This is a genomic window from Pseudomonas sp. LAIL14HWK12:I7 (assembly GCF_000483465.1).
In the GTDB taxonomy this organism is placed as follows: domain Bacteria; phylum Pseudomonadota; class Gammaproteobacteria; order Pseudomonadales; family Pseudomonadaceae; genus Aquipseudomonas; species Aquipseudomonas kermanshahensis.
The window spans coordinates 86,025-103,686 of the sequence record NZ_AXYZ01000001.1 but is presented as its reverse complement, the minus strand read 5'-3'; the positions used below and the strand labels follow the sequence as shown (position 1 = coordinate 103,686).

The window sequence follows — 17,662 nt, the reverse complement described above, 5'->3', positions numbered from 1 at the left end:
CGAACTCTCTTCTCAATCCAGAGGGGCGGGCTGTGGATAACGGGCCTTGCGCTCGAGGTCGTCGAGATCGATGTGGTTGCGCATGTACTGTTGGCTGGCGTCCACCAACGGTTGGTGGTCCCAGCTTTTCAGCTTGCCGATGGCCAGGGCTTCGGCCACCAGGCGGCGGCGGCGCTGGCTGGCCAGGACCTGTTGGCGCAGGGTGGGGATGTCCCAACGCTGCCGGGCTTCATCGGCAAATGCCTGCAGCAGCGCCTGATGGTCGGGGCTGCTGGCGAGGTTCTCCCGCTCGTGCGGGTCGCGGCTCAGGTCATAGAGTAGCCATGGGTCGTCTTCGCTGTACACGAACTTGTACCGGCCACGGCGGATCATCATCAGCGGGCCGACCGTGCCTTCGGCCATGTATTCGCCAATGACCTCGTCGTGGCCACCCTGCCCTTGCAGGTGGCCCAGCAGCGAGCGGCCGTCCAGGTGCAGGGACGTGTCCACGGCACCGCCGGCCAGTTCGACCAAGGTCGGCAGCAGGTCGCAGGTGGAGACCGACGCACTCACGCGCGCGGCGGCAAAGCGTTTGGGGGCGTGGATCAGCAGTGGCACGCGCGCCGACATTTCGAACCAGTGCATCTTGTACCAAAGGCCGCGCTCGCCAAGCATGTCGCCGTGGTCGCCAGAGAACACGATCAACGTGTCCTCCGCCAAGCCGCATTCCTCAAGGGTTTGCAGCAACTGGCCAATGTTGTCGTCGATGTAGCTGCAGGCGCCAAAGTAGGCGCGGCGGGCATCGCGGATCTTGTCCACAGGCAGGGGCTTGTTCCACAGGTCGTAGACCTTGAGCAGGCGCTGCGAGTGCGGGTCTTGCTCGCACTGGTCAAACTCGGCGCGCGGCATGGGTATATCCACGCCCTCATAGCGATCCCAGTAGCGCTTGGGAATGGTGTACGGGTCGTGGGGGTGAGTCATCGACACGGTTAGGCAAAACGGCCGGCCATCGTTTTCGCGCACATGGTCGTAGAGGTACTGGCGGGCCTTGAACACCACCTCCTCGTCGAAATCCAGCTGGTTGGTGCGCACGCATGGGCCGGCCTGCAGCACCGACGACATGTTGTGGTACCAGCTCGGGCGCTCGTCCGGGGCGTCCCAGTTCACGGCCCAGCCGTAATCGGCGGGGTAGATATCGCTGGTCAGGCGTTCTTCGTAGCCGTGCAACTGGTCTGGGCCGCAGAAGTGCATCTTGCCCGACAGCGCAGTGCGGTAGCCGAGACGGCGCAGGTAATGGGCGTAGGTGGGCACATCGGCGGGGAAGTCAGCGGCGTTGTCGTAAGCGCCAATACGGCTGGGCAACTGGCCGCTGACCAGGGTGAAGCGCGAAGGTGCGCACAGCGGGCTGTTGCAGTACGCCGAGTCGAACACCACCGCCTGGTCGGCGAGGCGGGCGAGGTTTGGCATCTGGATGGGCGAAGGGGCGTAGATCGGCAGCAGGGGCGCGGCCATCTGGTCGGCCATGATGAACAGGATATTCGGGCGCGTCATGGTTGGCTTCCATCGTTGAAGGTTATGCGAACCGCTTGCCTACCAAGATGCGACTTTGGATAACATGGGTAAAGCCCATGGCGGGCAATGACTGGGATTAGCTGAGCTTATGTTTGAGCGCCTTGGCGAGCTGTCGCTCGATACCCTGCGTGTGTTCGAGGCCGCAGCGCGGTTGCGCGGCTTTACGGCCGCAGCGCTTGAGCTGGGGACCACGCAGCCCGCCGTGAGCCAGCAGGTGAAGCGCCTGGAAGCCCAGCTGGGTACCCGGCTGTTCGACCGGATCTACCGGGGCATTGCGCTGACCGAGGCCGGCCAGTTGCTGTTCGAACAGGTGCACCAAGGGCTGCAGGCCATGGACGATGGGCTTGCCCTGGCCAGCGGGCGAGGCCAGCGCGAGGTGCTTCAGGTGGCGACCGACTTCGCCTTTGCCGCGTTTTGGCTGATGCCCCGGTTGCAACGCTTTCATGAGGCTTATCCACAGGTGGATGTGAGCCTGGTAACGGGTGAGCGCAGCCAAGCGATGCTGCGGCCGGATATCGATGTGGCGGTGCTGTTTGGTGACGGGCGTTTTCATCAAGGCGAGAGCCGGTGGTTGTTCGATGAGGAGGTGTTCCCGGTCTGCAGCCCCCGCCTGACTCATGGCAAACCCTTGTCAGCCGTGGCTTTGCAGCGTTTGCCGTTGCTTCACCTGCGCGGTGAGCAGGCCAGCCGTTGGTTTGATTGGGCGGGTGTGTTTCGTGGGTTTGGCGTAGACAGCCCACCGCCGCCGGGGCAGTTGCGTTTTGATAACTACACCTTGTTGATCCAGGCGGCGATTGCCGGGCAAGGGGTAGCGATTGGCTGGGGGCACCTGGTCGATGGGTTGGTTGAACAGGGGCTGCTGTGTCGGCCTTTGGAGGGCAGTTTGCGCTCGGAACGCGGGTATTACGCGGTTCTGCCACCGCGCAAGCGGCGTGGGGCGCTGATTCAGCGGTTTGTCGATTGGCTGGAGGATGAGCGTGAGGGGTGAGATTTTGGGGCTGCTGTGCAGCCCATCGCAGGCAAGCCAGCTCCTACAGAAGTGCGCGGTCCCCCTGTAGGAGCTGGCTTGCCTGCGATGGGCCGCGTAGCGGCCCCAAAATCTAGACCACGAAGTTGAGATGCTCGCCCCGATGTAAACCCAAATCCAGCATATCGGCCATACCCGCCGCTACCCTCTCCAGGTCGACCAACGTCTGGGGTGCATTGATCAGGGTCCAGTGCAACGCGCTGCGCTGCAACCCATCGACAACCTGGTCCACGCCTTCACGCGCTTCATCGGTGTAATCGCCTGGCCTGTCCAACACATCGAAATCGCCCACCAGCAACAGCCGGCGTATAGTCGTACGCGAAAGCCCGGCCACCAGCGCCTCGCTCATCTGCCATTGTGCAGGCAGGTCACCGGGTGCCAAGGCTGACACCAAGGCAACTACCGCCGAGCCGCCTGCGGCACCCTGCTCCGCCTGGTCGGCACTCGCCAGCCCGCCTATCTTGAAATGCAGGCCAGGGCGTGGCGTATGGCGGTTGAGGTCATCGACCACGGCGGTCACTTCGTGCTGGCGTGACAGCAGTTCGGTAATCAGCGCACTGCCAAGGCTGGACTCGGCCCCGAACAGGACCAGCTTGAATACTGGGGTTTCGGCGTTTTTCACTGCATCACTTCCTTTGCAGGGGGTGATGGTTTGACCGCAATCAGGAGTTATCGTGCAAAGGATCAAGGGCTATCACGCCCACGTGTACTACGACGCATCGACCCTCGAGCAGGCGCGAGAACTGTGCGAGGAGGCGGCGCGGCTGTTCCCCGTGACCATGGGGCGCATGCACCAGCAACCCGTGGGGCCGCATCCGGACTGGAGTTGCCAGCTGGCGTTCGGGCCTGAAGTGGTGGGGGTGGTGTTGCCGTGGCTGGCGCTGTATCGGAAAGGGTTGGTGGTGTTTCTGCATCCGCTGACCGGGGATGAGCTGGCGGATCACCGGGATCATGCGATCTGGATGGGGGCTGTGCGGCCGCTGAAGCTGTCGATTTTTGGCGGTTAGGCCTTTATAGCCTGTGCTGGCCTCTTCGCGGGCAAGCCCGCTCCCACAGGTGCTGCACAGCCTTCAAGAGCGGCGCGGTCACTGTGGGAGCGGGCTTGCCCGCGAAGCAGGCGACGCGGTTTAGCGGCGGGCGCCGCGTACGCCTTCAGCCAACGCCGAGCACAGGCTCAGCACATCATTGACGGCCTGATCGGCATCCTTGGCATGAGCGATCTTGTCGACCAGCGCCGACCCCACCACCACACCATCGGCGAGGCGGGCGATGTTCGCAGCCTGCTCCGGGGTACGAATGCCGAAACCAACGCTGATCGGCAGGTCGGTATGCCGACGCAGGCGGGCAATGGCTTCGGTCACGTGCTCGGTGGTTGCCGAGCCCGCGCCGGTCACACCGGCGACGGACACGTAATAGACGAACCCGGAGCTGCGCTCCAGCACACGCGGCAGGCGTGCGTCGTCGGTGGTCGGGGTGGTCAGGCGGATGAAGTCGATGCCCGAAGCCTGGGCCGGGGAGGCCAGCTCGGCATCATGCTCGGGCGGCAGGTCGACGATGATCAGGCCATCGACGCCGGCTTCCTTGGCTTCTGCCACGAACTTTTCCACGCCAAAGCGATGGATCGGGTTGTAGTAACCCATCAGCACGATCGGCGTGGCCTGGTTGCCCACGCGGAATTCACGAACCATCTGCAGGGTCTTGGCCAAGGTCTGGCCGGCTTCCAGTGCACGCAGGGTCGCTAGCTGAATGGCCACGCCATCGGCCATCGGGTCGGTGAACGGCATGCCCAGCTCGATCACGTCGGCGCCGGCTTCTGGCAGGCCCTTGAGGATCCGCAGCGAAGCGTCATAGCCTGGGTCGCCCGCGGTAACGAAGGTGACCAGTGCCGAACGGCCTTCGGCCTTGAGTTCGGCGAAGCGTTGTTCAAGACGGCTCATGCCTGTTTCTCCTGGGCGGCCATGTGGTTCATCACGGTTTGCATGTCTTTGTCGCCGCGCCCGGACAGGCACACGACCATCAGGTGGTCCTTGGGCAGGTTCGGTGCGCGCTTGATCGCCTCGGCCAGGGCGTGGGAGCTTTCCAGGGCCGGGATGATGCCTTCCAGGCGGCAGGTGGCGTGGAACGCATCGAGCGCTTCGTCGTCGGTGATGCTGACGTACTCGACGCGCTTCACTTCATGCAGGTAAGCGTGCTCCGGGCCGATGCCTGGGTAGTCGAGGCCGGCGGAAATCGAGTGGGCGTCGGTGATCTGGCCGTCAGCGTCCTGCAGCAGGTAGGTGCGGTTACCGTGCAGCACGCCGGGTACGCCGCCGTTCAGGCTGGCCGCGTGTTTGTCGGTGTGCACGCCGTGGCCGCCGGCTTCGACGCCGATGATCTGCACGCTTGGCTCTTCAAGGAATTCGTGGAACAGGCCCATGGCGTTGGAGCCGCCACCGACGCAGGCCACCAGGCTGTCGGGCAGGCGCCCTTCCTTCTCTTGCAACTGGGCACGGGTTTCCTTGCCGATGATCGACTGGAAGTCGCGGACCATGGCCGGGTACGGGTGCGGGCCGGCGACGGTGCCGATCAGGTAGAAGGTGTCTTCGACGTTGGTGACCCAGTCGCGCAGGGCCTCGTTCATGGCGTCTTTCAGGGTGCCGGTACCGGCGGTGACCGGGACGATTTCGGCGCCCAGCAGCTTCATGCGGAACACGTTGGCTTGCTGGCGCTCGATGTCGGTGGCGCCCATGTAGATGACACAAGGCAGGCCGAAGCGGGCGGCGACGGTGGCGGTGGCCACGCCGTGCATGCCGGCACCGGTTTCGGCGATCAGGCGTTTTTTGCCCATGCGCTTGGCCAGCAGCACCTGGCCGATGCAGTTGTTCACCTTGTGCGCGCCGGTGTGGTTGAGCTCTTCACGCTTGAAGAAGATTTTTGCCCCGCCACAGTGCTCGGTCAGGCGCTCGGCGAAGTACAGCGGGTTCGGGCGGCCGATGTAGTCGCGCTGGAAGTACGCCAGCTCTTCGAGGAACTTCGGGTCGGCCTTGGCGGCTTCGTATTCGCGGGCCAGGTCCAGTACCAGTGGCATCAGGGTTTCTGCCACGTAGCGGCCGCCGAACGAGCCGAACAGGCCGTTGGCGTCTGGGCCAGGGCGGTATTGAGTCTGGGTCATGGGGCGCTCCAAGGCGTAATGAATGAGTGATGGGCTTTACTCTAACCACGCAACGCCCGTCTGAAAACCGATAAGATTGCGCAAACCTGTCAGGAAAACTCACAAGACAATGGCCCAGGACCTTCCCCCGCTCAATGCCCTTAGGGCCTTCGAGGCGACTGCCCGGCTTAACAGCGTCAGCCAGGCGGCCGAAGCGCTGCATGTGACGCACGGCGCGGTCAGCCGGCAGATCAAAGTGCTTGAAGAGCACTTGGGCATTGCCCTGTTCGTCAAGGATGGGCGTGGCATCAAACTCACAGATGCCGGCATGCGCCTGCGCGATGCCAGTGGCGAGGCATTCGACAGGTTGCGGGGTGTGTGTGCCGAGTTGAGCCGGGATAACAGCGAGGCGCCGTTCGTCCTTGGCTGTTCCGGCAGCCTGCTGGCGCGGTGGTTCATCCCCAGGCTCGGGCGGCTCAAGGCCGACCTGCCGGAGCTGCGCCTGCACCTGTCTGCCGGGGAAGGCGACCTGGACCCGCGGCGCCCAGGCCTGGATGCCTTGCTGGTGTTTGCCGAGCCACCATGGCCGGCAGACATGCAGGTGCACGTGTTGGCCGAAGAACGCATCGGGCCTGTGCTCAGCCCCCACTTCGCCGGCTTCGAGCGTTTGCGCGGCGCGGCGCCCCGGGCTTTGCTGGGCGAGTCGCTGCTGCACACCACCTCACGCCCGCAGGCGTGGCCTGCGTGGGCGGCGCAGCACGGGCTCGAGCCGGGCGCATTGCCGTTCGGCCAGGCCTTCGAACACCTGTACTACTTGCTGGAGGCCGCAGTGGCCGGGCTGGGGGTCGCGATCGCACCGCAGCAGTTGGTGGCGGATGATCTGCGGGCTGGGCGGTTGGCGGCCCCTTGGGGCTTTTCACCCACGCACGCCGCGCTGGCGCTGTGGGTGCCACGGCGCGCCGCGGATGGGCGCGCCGAGCAACTGGCGCAATGGCTGCGCCAGGAGTTGCGGCTGCAGATCGCTTAGTTGCGCTTGTACAGCAGCCATGCCGCCAGCAGGCCCAAGGCACCCACGGCTACCCCGGCGGTGGTGATGGGGTGCTCCTGGGCGTAGTCACGGGTGGCGATGCCGGTTTGGCGAGTGCGGGTCTTCACTTCCTCGTAGGCGTCGCTCAGCAGGCTGCGCGAATGTTTGAGTGCGCTCTCGGCGTTGCTGCGGATTGCCTTCACCGACTTCTGGGATTCCTCCGAGGCATCGTGTTTGAGGTTTTCCAGCGATTTCAGAAGGCTTTCGATCTCGGCTTCCATGCTTTCCAGGGATGTTTTACGCAGCGAGTTGCGGTGCATGTTGACTCTCCTTCGGGGATGGGCTGTAAGGATTGCGACTGCACCGCGCGGCGAAAGTGCGATCGAACTTTCATCCCTGGCGACGGCTCGCAGGTAAACCAGGCCTGCGCTGCTAGGCTCAATTTCACCGTCATCCAAGGAGAGTGCACATGTCCGATCATCACACGTACAAGAAGATCGAACTGGTTGGGTCGTCGCCCACCAGCATCGAGGACGCGATCAACAATGCCCTGGCCGAAGCGGGCAAGAGCATCAAGCACCTGGAATGGTTCGAAGTGATCGACACCCGGGGTCATATCCATGACAACAAGGCGGCGCACTTTCAGGTCACGCTCAAGGTTGGGTTTAGGATTGCTAATAGCTGAAACAGTGCCGGGCTAGCTGGCGCCGGCAAGATGGGGTAATAGAGAGGGGGCGCCGTTGCCGGCGCCCTCTTTGATTTTCATCTGTACAAGGAAAGCGATCGATGAAGAAACTGATTCTGGCGGCGGGCCTGATGGCACTGGCGGGTGGTGCGCTGGCGGCGGGCAAGCCGTGTGAAGAGCTCAAGGCCGAGATCGCCGCCAAGCTGGATGCCAAGGATGTAAAAGGCTACAAGCTGGAGATCGTCAAGAAAGGCGAACCAGCGGGCAAGGTGATTGGCAGCTGTGAAGGTGGCACCAAGGAAATTGTCTACCGGCGCGGCTGAACGGCGACCCATTCGCGGCAAACCCGCCTCCACGGCCTGTGGGGCGGGTTACCCGCACCGCGCGGCTACGCAGTCTTCAAGGCCTCTGCCATCAGTTCATAGGACCTGACCCGGTCCGCATGCTCATACAAGTCGCAGGTAAAGATCAGCTCATCCGCACCGGTCTGTTCCAGCAGCACCTCGACGTTGGCCCGCACCTTCTGCGGGCTGCCAATCATCGCCAGGCCGAGGAAGCTCATCACCGCATCGCGCTCGTGGGGTAGCCACAGCCCATCCATGCTTGGCACGGGCGGACGCTGCATCAGGCTCTGCCCGCGAATCAGGGCAAGAATGCGCTGGTACACCGACGTGGCCAGGTACTCGGCGTGCTCGTCGGTGTCGGCCACCACCATGGGAATACCGAGCATCACATAAGGCTTGTCCAGCGTGGTGGAGGGTTTGAAATGGTTGCGATAGACGCGAATCGCTTCGTGCATGTAGCGCGGCGCAAAATGCGAGGCGAACGCATAGGGCATACCGCGCATGCCGGCCAACTGCGCACTGAACAGGCTTGAGCCGAGCAGCCACATTGGCACCTCAGTGTCATGCCCTGGCACGGCGATCACTTTTTGATCATCGGTGCGCGGGCCGAGGTAGCGCGACAGCTCTTCGACGTCATCGGGGAAGTCGTCCGCGCTGCCGGAGCGCTCGCGGCGCAGGGCCCGGGCGGTCATCTGGTCGGAGCCAGGGGCGCGGCCCAGGCCCAGGTCAATGCGGCCTGGGTACAGACTGGCCAAGGTGCCGAACTGTTCGGCGATTACCAGCGGCGCGTGGTTGGGCAGCATCACGCCACCGGAACCGACACGAATGGTCGAGGTACCGCCCGCCAGGTAGCCGAGCAACACCGAGGTCGCGGAACTGGCAATGCCATCCATGTTGTGGTGCTCGGCGACCCAGAAGCGGTTGTAGCCGAAGCGTTCCGCGTGCTGTGCAAGGTCCAGCGAGTTACGCAGCGACTGCGCCGGCCCGCCATCGGCACGCACGGGCACGAGGTCGAGGGTGGAAATTTTCAGGTCACGCAGCTGCGTCATCGGAGCCTCCTTGAACGTGGTTGGCCAGAGGCCTTTTGAACTCTGTATGGGCACATTCGGTGGATTCAATGCTTGCGGTCAGATTGATCTGAACTTGCCGTAGGTAGGCGACCTCTGAACCCTTAAGCATGTCACCCCAAGATATGTAAACGTAGCGACCAGGAGGCATCATGAAAAAGACAGCATCGGCGATCTGGCAAGGCGGCCTGAAGGACGGCAAAGGCTTGCTTTCCACTGAAAGCGGCGCGCTCAAGCAGAACCCGTACGGCTTCAATACCCGTTTCGAAGGCTCGCCCGGCACCAACCCGGAAGAGCTGATCGGCGCTGCCCATGCCGGTTGCTTCTCGATGGCGCTGTCGATGATGTTGGGTGAAGCGGGGCTGACCGCAGACCGCATCGATACCATTGCCGAGGTGACGCTGGACAAGCAGGCCGACGGCTTTGCCATCACTGCCGTGCACCTGATCCTGAAGGCCAAGGTGCCGGGCGCTAGCGAGGCGCAGTTCCTTGAAATCGCCAACAAGGCCAAGGCCGGTTGCCCGGTGTCGAAGGTGCTCAATGCCACCATCAGCCTGGATGCCTCGCTGGTGGGCTAGGCGGCGCAACGAGGGCGGTTTGCTGTAGTCTAACCAGCAATGGCAGCACGACTGCCCTTTCAGGAGCCGTTCCATGATCCGCGTAGCAATCGCCGTGTTGGCCTCCCTGCTTGCCACCTCTACGCTGGCGGCAGTGAAGCCGTGCGAAGAATTGAAAGCCGAGATCGAGGCCAAGATCCAGGCCCAGGGCGTACCGTCCTACACCCTGGAAATCGTGCCCAACAGCGAGGTCAAGGACCCGAACATGGTCGTGGGTAGCTGCGAAGGTGGCACCAAGAAGATCATCTACCAGAAGAACGACCGGTAGCGTCTGAATGCTGGGGCCGCCTTGCGGCCCTTCGCGACGCAAGGCCGCTCCTACAGGTACATGACTGACTGTGGGAGCGGCCTTGCGTCGCGAAAGGGGCGCAAAGCGCCCCCAACGTCACGGAATGCAAAACACGTTGCTGGGTTCGTTCACCACCACCTTGCGGCTGGCGTCGTACAGCAGCACCTGCGGCTCCATCACGGGCGCCCGGGCCTCTAGGCGATAGCGTTCGCCGGCTTTGAAACTGTCATAGCGCACCGTCAGATAACAGGTACGGTCCCTCGGCTGGGACATGATGCCCCCGCCGTAAATCTCATAATCGAAACGCACCACCAGCTCGTGCTTGCCAGGCGTTACCTGGAAGTATCGGCCATCCTCCAGCCGCTGACCGTCGAGGCGGTCGGCCATGAGGACCCTGCCGGGGGTGATGGTGGAAAGCTCGACCCAGGCCTGCTTGGGGTCGACGGGCGGCAAGGGGCTGGCGCAAGCCCCCAGTGCACTGAGGGCGATCAGCATCATGGGCTGGCGCATGGCAAAACTCCCACTTGCGATTCACAAGATACAAGCATAGCGCCGTTTGCGAGGTTCAGGTGCGCTGACAGCCCGCTGGCAGACCTTGGCCCACCAGTTTTTGCTGGTGGTCATAAAGTTTGATCCAGGGGCGGAAGCCAATGCTGCCCGCCTGCAGCTGGTAGCGCTGGCCGGCGCTGAAGTCCTTGAAGGTGAGGTTGAGCTGGCAATCGCGCCACAGCGGCTCGTTGACCGGGCCGATATTGCTCGGGGTGACCGGGAACTGGTAGCGCACAGTCAGTTCGTGGCTGCCGGGGGCGACTTCGAAATAGCGTGTGTCAGCCCAGTCGCGTTCGTCCACCTGCACCGCGTGCAGCGACGTCTCGTCCACGGGGGTGAGGTCGACCCAGGCCTGGTTCGGATCCGGGTCCGGCAGGGTGGAGCACGCAGATAACAGCATGAGTGTGCTGGCGGCAAACAATGGACGCATGGCGAAACTCCCCCCTGGCGAGATAGTCTTGGAGCGAATTGGCCATGAGCGAGTCAGACAGTCCCAGATGCTTCGACTTTTTCTTTTGCAGCGCTCAGGCCCTGGGCCACTCGACCGCCTTTTCACCTGTTTTGTTCCCGTGTTGGCGGCCGTTCTGCTGAACGGTTGCAGCAGCGTCGGCTATTACGGCCAGTTAGCAGAAGGCCAATGGCAGCTACTGCGCGCGCGTCAGCCGGTGGAAAAGGTGCTGGCAGACCCGGCCAGCAGCCCGCAGTTACGTGCGCGGCTGCAGCATGCCGAACAGGCCCGTGTATTCGCCAGCCAGCAGCTGAAACTGCCGGACAACCGCAGCTACCGGGTTTACGCCGACCTAGGGCGCCCCTACGTGGTATGGAATGTATTCGCCACGCCTGAACTGTCGTTGCAGCCGGTCACGCATTGCTTCCCGATTGCCGGCTGCGTGGCCTATCGCGGCTATTACCGCCAGGGGGCGGCGCGTGGCGCGGCGGCGTTGATGCGCCAGGCGGGTATGGATGTGTATGTGGGCGGCGTCGAGGCGTATTCGACCCTGGGCTGGTTCGACGACCCGTTGTTGTCGTCGATGGTTGGCTGGGGGGATGAGCGGTTGGCGTCGTTGATTTTCCATGAGCTGGCCCATCAGCGCTTTTATGTGCCGGACGACACGGCGTTCAACGAATCGTTTGCCACCTTCGTCGAGCAGGAGGGATCGCGGCAATGGCGCGCAGCGCGTGGGCTTGCAGCGATCGAGGATGAACAGGCGCAGCAGCGTGACCAGTTCATTCGGCTGGTGCTGGCCAGCCGTGAACGGCTCCAGGAGATGTATGCCGGGCCGCTGGATGACGCGCACAAGCGTGTGGCGAAGCAGGCGGAGTTCGAGCGGTTGCGGCGCGAGTACCGAGCCGTGCGTGATAGCCAGTGGGCGGGCGACACGCGTTATGACGCCTGGATGTATGGGCCGATGAGCAATGCCAAGCTGCTGCCGTTTGGGCTGTATGACCAATGGGTGCCGGCGTTTGCGGCGGTGTTTGGTGAGGTTGGTGGGGATTGGGGGCGGTTTTATGAGCGGATCGAGCAGTTGGGACGATTGCCAATTGAAGAGCGGAAGGCAGCGTTGCAACGGTTGATGGTTAGCCGGTGAGATTTTGGGGCTGCAAAGCAGCCCCAATCATTATCAGGCGTTAATGAAGGCCCGATGCATCTCGGCCAACGTAGCGAAATGAAACTCCGGCGCTTGGGCCGTCAACTCTTCTTCGCTACCAAACCCATACCCCACCGCCACCGCCTGCAGCCCATTGCTGCGGGCACCGATCAGGTCGTGCTTGCGATCGCCGATCATCAGCGTTTGCGCCGGGTCCAGCCCTTCCTCGTCGAGCAGGTGACGAATCAACTCGACCTTGTTGGTACGCGTGCCGTCCAGCTCACTGCCATAAATCACCTTGAAGTGATGGTCGAACGCAAAGTGTCGAGCAATCTCGCGGGCGAATTCCCAAGGCTTGGACGTGGCCACATACAGTGTGCGTCCTTGGCCATTGAGGGCCTCGAGCAGCTCCGGTACGCCCTCGAACACCTGGTTTTCGTACAGGCCAGTGACGCGGAAGCGCTCGCGATAAAAATTGACCGCCTCCCACGCCTTGGCTTCGTCAAAGCCGTAGAACTGCATGAACGCCTGCAGCAAGGGCGGGCCGATGAAGTGTTCGAGGCGGGCCAGGTCGGGTTCATCAATGCCAAGTTTGGCCAAGGCGTACTGGATGGAGCGGGTGATGCCCAACCGTGGGTCGGTCAGGGTGCCATCAAGGTCGAAGAGGATGTTCTGCTGGTGCATGTAAGCGATTCCACTCAAGTCATTCTGGTTGGTCGTAGCCTTCGGCCAGGTGCTGGTCCTTGAGCTTGACGTAATTGCTGGCGCTGTACGGGAAGAACGCGCGTTCTTTGTCGGTCAGCGGCCGGGCCTGTTTTACCGGGCTGCCCACATACAGGAAGCCGCTCTCCAGGCGCTTGCCGGGCGGTACCAGGCTGCCGGCACCGATGATCACCTCGTCCTCGACGATGGCGCCGTCCATGATGGTGCTGCCCATGCCCACCAGGATCCGGTTGCCCAGGGTACAGCCATGCAGCATCACCTTGTGACCGATGGTCACTTCATCGCCGATGATCAGCGGGAAGCCATCCGGGTTGAACGGGCCGGCATGGGTGATGTGCAGCACGCTGCCGTCCTGCACGCTGGTGCGTGCGCCGATGCGGATGCGGTGCATGTCGCCGCGTACTACAGTCAATGGCCAGACCGAGCTGTCTTCGCCAATCTCCACGTCGCCCAACACCACCGCCGAGCGGTCGACGAAGGCCCGTGGTGCAACTTTCGGAGTGTGTTGCTGGAAGCTTCGAATGGCCATGATAGGGTCTCTCATCTGTGCCGATAGGCAGGCTGCCTGCTGCGGTCGGCGTCGATTGTAATTAAGATGGTCCAGTGTTTCTTCTGCCAAGGTATCCAAACCGTGAGTGCGACCAACCCGCTTCTGCAGCCCTACGATCTGCCGCCCTTCTCGGCGATCCGCGCCGAACACGTGCTGCCGGCGATCGAAGAGATCCTGGCCGACAACCGCAAAGCCATTGCCGATATCCTCGAAAAGCAGGGCAAGAACCCTACCTGGGCTGGCCTGGTGCTGGCCATGGACGAACTGAATGACCGCCTGGGCGCTGCCTGGAGCCCGGTCAGCCACCTCAATGCTGTGTGCAACAGCAAGGAATTGCGCGAGGCCTACGAGTCTTGCCTGCCAGCGCTGAGCGCCTACTCTACCGAACTGGGCCAGAACCGTGCGCTGTTCGAAGCCTACGAGGCGCTGGTCAACAGCCCGGAAGCGGCGAGTTTCGACGTGGCGCAGAAGACCATCCTCGAACATGCCCTGCGCGACTTCCGCCTGTCGGGCATCGACCTGCCGGCCGATAAGCAGCAGCGCTATGCCGAAGTGCAGAGCAAGCTCAGCGAACTGGGCAGCCGGTTCTCCAACCAGTTGCTCGATGCCACCCAGGCCTGGACCAAGCACGTTACCGACGAAGCCGTGCTGGACGGCCTGACCGATTCGGCCAAGGCACAGATGGCGGCCGCAGCCCAGGCCAAAGACCTCGACGGCTGGCTGATCACCCTGGAATTCCCCAGCTATTACGCGGTGATGACCTACGCCAGCGACCGCGCCCTGCGCGAAGAGCTGTATGCCGCCTACTGCACCCGCGCCTCGGACCAAGGCCCTAATGCCGGCCAGTTCGACAATGGCCCGGTGATGCAGGAAATCCTCGACTTGCGTCAGGAACTGGCCAAGCTGCTGGGCTACCCGAACTATGCCGAGCTGAGCCTGGCCACCAAGATGGCCGAGTCCAGCGACCAGGTGCTGAGCTTCCTGCGTGACCTGGCCAAGCGCTCCAAGCCGTTCGCTGCCCAGGACCTGGAGCAGCTCAAGGCTTACGCTGCCGAGCAGGGCTGCCCGCAGCTGTCCAGCTGGGATGCCGGTTACTTTGGCGAGAAGCTGCGCGAGCAACGCTACAGCGTGTCGCAGGAAACCCTGCGTGCCTACTTCCCGATCGACAAGGTGCTGTCGGGCCTGTTCAGCATCGTTCAGCGCCTGTACGGCATCGAAATCGCCGAGCTCAAAGGCTTCGACAGCTGGCACCCGGATGTACGTCTGTTCGAAATCAAGGAAAACGGCCAACACGTCGGCCGCTTCTTCTTCGACCTGTATGCCCGCGCCAACAAGCGCGGTGGCGCGTGGATGGACGGCGCCCGTGACCGTCGCCGCACCGTTGAAGGCGCGCTGCAGAGCCCGGTGGCCAACCTGGTGTGCAACTTCACCCCTGCCGCACCCGGCAAGCCAGCGCTGTTGACCCACGATGAAGTCACCACCCTGTTCCACGAGTTCGGCCACGGCCTGCACCACCTGCTGACCCGCATCGAACATGCCGGTGTGTCTGGCATCAATGGCGTGGCCTGGGACGCGGTCGAGTTGCCGAGCCAGTTCATGGAGAACTGGTGCTGGGAGCCGGAAGGCCTGGCGCTGATCTCCGGCCATTACGAAACGGGCGCTGCCCTGCCCCAAGACCTGCTGGACAAGATGCTGGCGGCGAAAAACTTCCAGTCGGGCATGATGATGGTGCGCCAGCTGGAATTCTCGTTGTTCGACTTCGAGCTGCACGCCACCCACGGCGATGGCCGCAGCGTGCTGGACGTGCTCGAAGGCGTGCGCGACGAGGTGACAGTGATGCGCCCACCGGCGTACAACCGCTTCCCCAACAGCTTCGCGCACATCTTCGCGGGCGGTTATGCCGCAGGCTACTACAGCTACAAGTGGGCCGAAGTGCTGTCGGCTGATGCGTTCTCGCGCTTTGAGGAAGAAGGCGTGCTGAATGCCGAGACCGGCCGTGCCTTCCGCGAGGCGATCTTGGCGCGGGGTGGTTCGCGTGAGCCGATGGTGCTGTTCGTCGACTTCCGTGGCCGTGAGCCTTCCATTGATGCATTGCTGCGCCACTGCGGGCTGAGCGAGGACGCGGCGGCATGAGTGAGGTAGTTGTGAACAAGACCAAGAAGCGCTTTATCGCCGGGGCGGTCTGCCCGGCGTGCAGCGAGCCCGACAAGCTGATGATGTGGAACGAAGATGGCGTGCCGCACCGCGAATGCGTGGCCTGCGGCTTCACCGATACCCTGAATGAACAAGGGCTGTCGGTGCCTTCGGAGCTCGGCACGCGGGTCAACCACCTGGCGCCCAAGCCGGCGCCGGCGAAGGTGCAGACCGTGCAGTTCTTCCCCAATCCGAAGCTGAAGAAACCGGCCGAATAAGGCCGGCCTGCCTGGCCGGGTGGTAGATAATCAAGCCTCTACCGCCCTGCCAGGTAGGCATGCTCGCCCGCTCCCCCACTGAGCAAGGCGATGCGTCATGGACAATCCCCTCCTGCAAGGCAGCAAGACCCCCGTCGATTATTCCGCGATCACCCTGCAGAACATGCAGGCGGCATTCGATCATGTGCTGAACGCGCACGAACAAGGCATCGCTCGCATCATCGAACGGCAACAGGCGCTGCCCACTTGGGATGACCTGGTGTTGGCAGTCGATGAGCTGGATGCGCAATTGCTGGCAGTGCTCTATGCCGTGATGCCACTGATGGGTAAGGCGCCGAGCTGGGGCGAGGCGGTTATCGACTTCTACGCCCGAACGGTCGCACGCTTCGATCAAAAATTCACCAACGCCAGCCTGCAGGCACTCTACGCACGCTTGGCCAGCAGTGCCCATGGCGTGAACCTGGCTGCGCAGCAGCGCGCCACCCTGAGTTGGCACCTGGACAAGTTCGCCAGCAGTGGCGTTGCGCTCGGCGCAGCCGACAAGGCGCGCCTGGTCGAGTTACAGACGCAGATCGGCAACCTGCGCCAAGCGTTCTTAGGCACCCTCGACCGGCCAGGGCTGCTGGTTGATGATGAAGACGAACTGCGTGGCCTGCCACCTAGGCTACGTGAAGAGCTGGCGGTGCGCGCCGAGGAGGCCGGCGAGCAAGGCTGGCTGGTCGCCTGCGAAAGCGCATCCACCGAGGCCGTGCTGCGCCAGGCGGCCCACCGCCCCTTGCGTGAGCGGCTCTACCGCGCGTTTCATACCCGTGGCGTCAGCACCGATCTGGCGCAGGATAACGGCACCCATCTGCAGCAACTGGCCGAATGCCTGGACGAAAAAGCCCGCCTGTTGGGTGCTGCCAACCACGTCGAACTGAGCCTGCGCAGCAAGAGCGCCGGGTCGCTCAGCGAGGTAGGCGATTTTCTCCAGGGCCTGGCAGCGGCAGTGAAGCCGGCAATGGGGCAATGGCGCACGAAGCTTCAACAGCAGGCGACGGCGCAAAACCTGGGGCCTGTTCAGCCTTGGGACATCAGCTATCTACAGGCCACAGCGGGCGACGCCAGCGCCAATGAGGCCTTTCGTGATTACTTCCCGTTGAGTGCAGTGGTCACGGCCTTGACTGGCCTGGCCCGGCAACTGTTTGCGCTCGACCTGCGTCCCAGGCAGCTGGCTGCCTGGGACGATAGCGTGCAAAGCTTCGAGGTCTGGCAGGACCACGCCTATATAGGCCTGCTGTACCTGGACGCGGTGCAACACGCCGGCAAACAGCCCGACGCCGTGTTCACCACCTATGTGCGTAACCGCCGCATCGACGCCGAGGGCATCTACCAGCCCGCAGTGGTGGTGGTAAACAGCGATATCCCCGCCGCACTGGCGGGCGCCGAGCCGTTGCTCGATCACCTGTCGCTGCGCAAGCTGTACCACGAGTTCGGCCACGCCCTGCACCACTTACTGGTGCGCACCACCAACCAGGTCATGTCCAATGTGACCGAGTTGGGCAGTGACGGCGTGGAGCTGTTCGGCAAGCTGCTGGAGCGCTGGGTGTGGGATGCGCGTTACCTGGCGGGTATCGCGGCGCCGCGTGGAGATGGCAGTGCGCTAAGCGAGGCCCAGGCTGAGGCATACCTGAGCCAGTTCAAGCAGGAAGGCATCGAGGAAATCGGCCGCGACCTGAGCCTGGCGCTGTTCGACCTCGACCTGCATGGCGCGCCCCATGACGGCAGAACGCTTGAGCAGCGCTTGCAGCAAGCCCGCGCGCTTTGCGGCTACTGGCCTTTGGCGGATTTCGAGCACCCCGCGCATGCCTTCGATCACTTGGTCACTGGCTACGATGCCGGCTTTTACGCCTACCTATGGGCAGATGTGCATGCCTTCGACCTGTTCACGCGTTTCGAAGTACACGGCTTGCTCGACCGCGAAACGGGGCGTGCGCTGCAAGAGACCCTGTTTGAACCCGGTGCCTCGCAGCCGCTGCGTGATGGCATCGAAGCCTTCCTCGGGCGCCTGCCCAGCCATGCCGCCTATGCACGTTGGTACGGCCTGACCTGACCAGAGGCGCT

At 63.2% G+C, this 17,662-nt stretch carries 21 protein-coding genes; 11 read left to right on the top strand and 10 right to left on the bottom strand.

What is annotated here, in order from left to right; translation table 11 throughout:
- Positions 1-12: 12 nt before the first annotated feature.
- Positions 13-1,530: a choline-sulfatase gene (gene betC / locus D886_RS0100525; RefSeq protein ID WP_027592038.1), complete on the bottom strand. Its 1,518-nt coding sequence runs from the start codon at positions 1,528-1,530 to the stop codon at positions 13-15.
- Positions 1,531-1,639: 109 nt separating this feature from the next.
- Between betC and D886_RS0100520 the strand changes: the two genes are divergently transcribed.
- Positions 1,640-2,539: a LysR family transcriptional regulator gene (locus D886_RS0100520; RefSeq protein ID WP_027592037.1), complete on the top strand. Its 900-nt coding sequence runs from the start codon at positions 1,640-1,642 to the stop codon at positions 2,537-2,539.
- Between the two features lie 112 nt (positions 2,540-2,651).
- On the opposite strand, the gene D886_RS0100515 is transcribed toward D886_RS0100520, so the two are convergent.
- The gene (locus tag D886_RS0100515) at positions 2,652-3,200 is read right to left on the bottom strand and encodes an NAD(P)H-binding protein (RefSeq protein WP_027592036.1); all 549 of its coding nucleotides are present in this window, start codon (positions 3,198-3,200) and stop codon (positions 2,652-2,654) included.
- Between the two features lie 52 nt (positions 3,201-3,252).
- Here D886_RS0100515 and D886_RS0100510 point away from each other — a divergent pair, with 52 nt between their 5' ends.
- Positions 3,253-3,585, top strand: a complete 333-nt coding sequence (locus D886_RS0100510) for a DOPA 4,5-dioxygenase family protein (RefSeq protein ID WP_027592035.1) — start codon at positions 3,253-3,255, stop codon at positions 3,583-3,585.
- A 120-nt stretch (positions 3,586-3,705) separates the two neighbouring features.
- Here D886_RS0100510 and trpA read toward each other — a convergent pair whose 3' ends face one another.
- Both trpA and trpB read right to left on the bottom strand, forming a co-directional pair.
- Entirely contained in the window at positions 3,706-4,515 is an 810-nt protein-coding gene (gene trpA, locus D886_RS0100505; protein ID WP_027592034.1) for a tryptophan synthase subunit alpha, read from the bottom strand.
- The gene (gene trpB, locus D886_RS0100500) at positions 4,512-5,729 is read right to left on the bottom strand and encodes a tryptophan synthase subunit beta (RefSeq protein WP_027592033.1); all 1,218 of its coding nucleotides are present in this window, start codon (positions 5,727-5,729) and stop codon (positions 4,512-4,514) included. The genes trpA and trpB overlap by 4 nt, the downstream gene beginning before the upstream one ends.
- A gap of 109 nt (positions 5,730-5,838) precedes the next feature.
- On the opposite strand from trpB, the gene D886_RS0100495 reads away from it, so the two are divergent.
- Entirely contained in the window at positions 5,839-6,735 is an 897-nt protein-coding gene (locus tag D886_RS0100495; RefSeq protein WP_027592032.1) for a LysR family transcriptional regulator, read from the top strand.
- Here D886_RS0100495 and D886_RS0100490 read toward each other — a convergent pair.
- On the bottom strand, positions 6,732-7,055 hold the full coding sequence (locus D886_RS0100490) for a YqjD family protein (protein ID WP_027592031.1): 324 nt from the start codon (positions 7,053-7,055) through the stop codon (positions 6,732-6,734). The genes D886_RS0100495 and D886_RS0100490 overlap by 4 nt on opposite strands.
- A gap of 149 nt (positions 7,056-7,204) precedes the next feature.
- On the opposite strand from D886_RS0100490, the gene D886_RS0100485 reads away from it, so the two are divergent.
- The gene (locus D886_RS0100485; RefSeq protein ID WP_027592030.1) at positions 7,205-7,420 is read left to right on the top strand and encodes a dodecin; all 216 of its coding nucleotides are present in this window, start codon (positions 7,205-7,207) and stop codon (positions 7,418-7,420) included.
- Positions 7,421-7,521: 101 nt separating this feature from the next.
- Positions 7,522-7,743, top strand: coding sequence for a DUF1161 domain-containing protein (locus D886_RS0100480; protein WP_027592029.1), 222 nt, complete (start codon positions 7,522-7,524; stop codon positions 7,741-7,743).
- 65 nt (positions 7,744-7,808) lie between these two features.
- Here D886_RS0100480 and D886_RS0100475 read toward each other — a convergent pair whose 3' ends face one another.
- Positions 7,809-8,813 carry an LLM class flavin-dependent oxidoreductase gene (locus tag D886_RS0100475; RefSeq protein ID WP_027592028.1) on the bottom strand — a complete coding sequence of 335 codons (1,005 nt, stop codon included), beginning with the start codon at positions 8,811-8,813 and terminating at the stop codon, positions 7,809-7,811.
- Between the two features lie 170 nt (positions 8,814-8,983).
- On the opposite strand from D886_RS0100475, the gene D886_RS0100470 reads away from it, so the two are divergent.
- A complete protein-coding gene (locus D886_RS0100470) occupies positions 8,984-9,409 on the top strand; it encodes an OsmC family protein (protein ID WP_027592027.1) in 426 nt (141 codons plus the stop codon).
- A 73-nt stretch (positions 9,410-9,482) separates the two neighbouring features.
- On the top strand, positions 9,483-9,716 hold the full coding sequence (locus D886_RS0100465) for a DUF1161 domain-containing protein (protein ID WP_027592026.1): 234 nt from the start codon (positions 9,483-9,485) through the stop codon (positions 9,714-9,716).
- 117 nt (positions 9,717-9,833) lie between these two features.
- Here the strand turns inward: D886_RS0100465 and D886_RS0100460 are convergent, their stop codons facing one another.
- Both D886_RS0100460 and D886_RS0100455 read right to left on the bottom strand, forming a co-directional pair.
- Positions 9,834-10,247 (bottom strand): hypothetical protein, encoded by a 414-nt coding sequence (locus D886_RS0100460; RefSeq protein WP_027592025.1) that lies wholly within the window; start codon positions 10,245-10,247, stop codon positions 9,834-9,836.
- Between the two features lie 55 nt (positions 10,248-10,302).
- Positions 10,303-10,716, bottom strand: a complete 414-nt coding sequence (locus D886_RS0100455) for a hypothetical protein (RefSeq protein WP_027592024.1) — start codon at positions 10,714-10,716, stop codon at positions 10,303-10,305.
- An 85-nt stretch (positions 10,717-10,801) separates the two neighbouring features.
- Here D886_RS0100455 and D886_RS0100450 point away from each other — a divergent pair, with 85 nt between their 5' ends.
- Complete coding sequence (locus D886_RS0100450) at positions 10,802-11,875, top strand: aminopeptidase (RefSeq protein ID WP_027592023.1); 1,074 nt, start codon at positions 10,802-10,804, stop codon at positions 11,873-11,875.
- Positions 11,876-11,908: 33 nt separating this feature from the next.
- Here the strand turns inward: D886_RS0100450 and D886_RS0100445 are convergent, their stop codons facing one another.
- Entirely contained in the window at positions 11,909-12,559 is a 651-nt protein-coding gene (locus tag D886_RS0100445) for an HAD family hydrolase (protein ID WP_027592022.1), read from the bottom strand.
- Positions 12,560-12,578: 19 nt separating this feature from the next.
- Positions 12,579-13,127 (bottom strand): gamma carbonic anhydrase family protein, encoded by a 549-nt coding sequence (locus D886_RS0100440; RefSeq protein ID WP_027592021.1) that lies wholly within the window; start codon positions 13,125-13,127, stop codon positions 12,579-12,581.
- Between the two features lie 102 nt (positions 13,128-13,229).
- Between D886_RS0100440 and prlC the strand changes: the two genes are divergently transcribed.
- From prlC to D886_RS0100425, 3 genes are all read left to right on the top strand, one after another.
- Entirely contained in the window at positions 13,230-15,281 is a 2,052-nt protein-coding gene (gene prlC / locus D886_RS0100435; RefSeq protein ID WP_238209848.1) for an oligopeptidase A, read from the top strand.
- Positions 15,278-15,559, top strand: coding sequence for a YheV family putative zinc ribbon protein (locus D886_RS0100430; RefSeq protein WP_027592019.1), 282 nt, complete (start codon positions 15,278-15,280; stop codon positions 15,557-15,559). Before prlC ends, D886_RS0100430 begins: the two co-directional genes overlap by 4 nt.
- Before the next feature lie 97 nt (positions 15,560-15,656).
- Positions 15,657-17,651 carry a M3 family metallopeptidase gene (locus D886_RS0100425; RefSeq protein ID WP_027592018.1) on the top strand — a complete coding sequence of 665 codons (1,995 nt, stop codon included), beginning with the start codon at positions 15,657-15,659 and terminating at the stop codon, positions 17,649-17,651.
- Positions 17,652-17,662: the final 11 nt, after the last annotated feature.

Coding starts and splice junctions, on each gene's coding strand:
- D886_RS0100425 (WP_027592018.1), top strand. CDS start 15,657: ATGGACAATCCCCTCCTGCAAGGCAGCAAGACCCCCGTCGATTATTCC.
- D886_RS0100460 (WP_027592025.1), bottom strand. CDS start 10,247: ATGCGCCAGCCCATGATGCTGATCGCCCTCAGTGCACTGGGGGCTTGC.
- D886_RS0100475 (WP_027592028.1), bottom strand. CDS start 8,813: ATGACGCAGCTGCGTGACCTGAAAATTTCCACCCTCGACCTCGTGCCC.
- D886_RS0100495 (WP_027592032.1), top strand. CDS start 5,839: ATGGCCCAGGACCTTCCCCCGCTCAATGCCCTTAGGGCCTTCGAGGCG.
- D886_RS0100470 (WP_027592027.1), top strand. CDS start 8,984: ATGAAAAAGACAGCATCGGCGATCTGGCAAGGCGGCCTGAAGGACGGC.
- D886_RS0100465 (WP_027592026.1), top strand. CDS start 9,483: ATGATCCGCGTAGCAATCGCCGTGTTGGCCTCCCTGCTTGCCACCTCT.
- D886_RS0100485 (WP_027592030.1), top strand. CDS start 7,205: ATGTCCGATCATCACACGTACAAGAAGATCGAACTGGTTGGGTCGTCG.
- D886_RS0100520 (WP_027592037.1), top strand. CDS start 1,640: ATGTTTGAGCGCCTTGGCGAGCTGTCGCTCGATACCCTGCGTGTGTTC.
- trpA (WP_027592034.1), bottom strand. CDS start 4,515: ATGAGCCGTCTTGAACAACGCTTCGCCGAACTCAAGGCCGAAGGCCGT.
- D886_RS0100445 (WP_027592022.1), bottom strand. CDS start 12,559: ATGCACCAGCAGAACATCCTCTTCGACCTTGATGGCACCCTGACCGAC.
- D886_RS0100490 (WP_027592031.1), bottom strand. CDS start 7,055: ATGCACCGCAACTCGCTGCGTAAAACATCCCTGGAAAGCATGGAAGCC.
- D886_RS0100430 (WP_027592019.1), top strand. CDS start 15,278: ATGAGTGAGGTAGTTGTGAACAAGACCAAGAAGCGCTTTATCGCCGGG.
- D886_RS0100480 (WP_027592029.1), top strand. CDS start 7,522: ATGAAGAAACTGATTCTGGCGGCGGGCCTGATGGCACTGGCGGGTGGT.
- D886_RS0100455 (WP_027592024.1), bottom strand. CDS start 10,716: ATGCGTCCATTGTTTGCCGCCAGCACACTCATGCTGTTATCTGCGTGC.
- betC (WP_027592038.1), bottom strand. CDS start 1,530: ATGACGCGCCCGAATATCCTGTTCATCATGGCCGACCAGATGGCCGCG.
- D886_RS0100440 (WP_027592021.1), bottom strand. CDS start 13,127: ATGGCCATTCGAAGCTTCCAGCAACACACTCCGAAAGTTGCACCACGG.
- trpB (WP_027592033.1), bottom strand. CDS start 5,729: ATGACCCAGACTCAATACCGCCCTGGCCCAGACGCCAACGGCCTGTTC.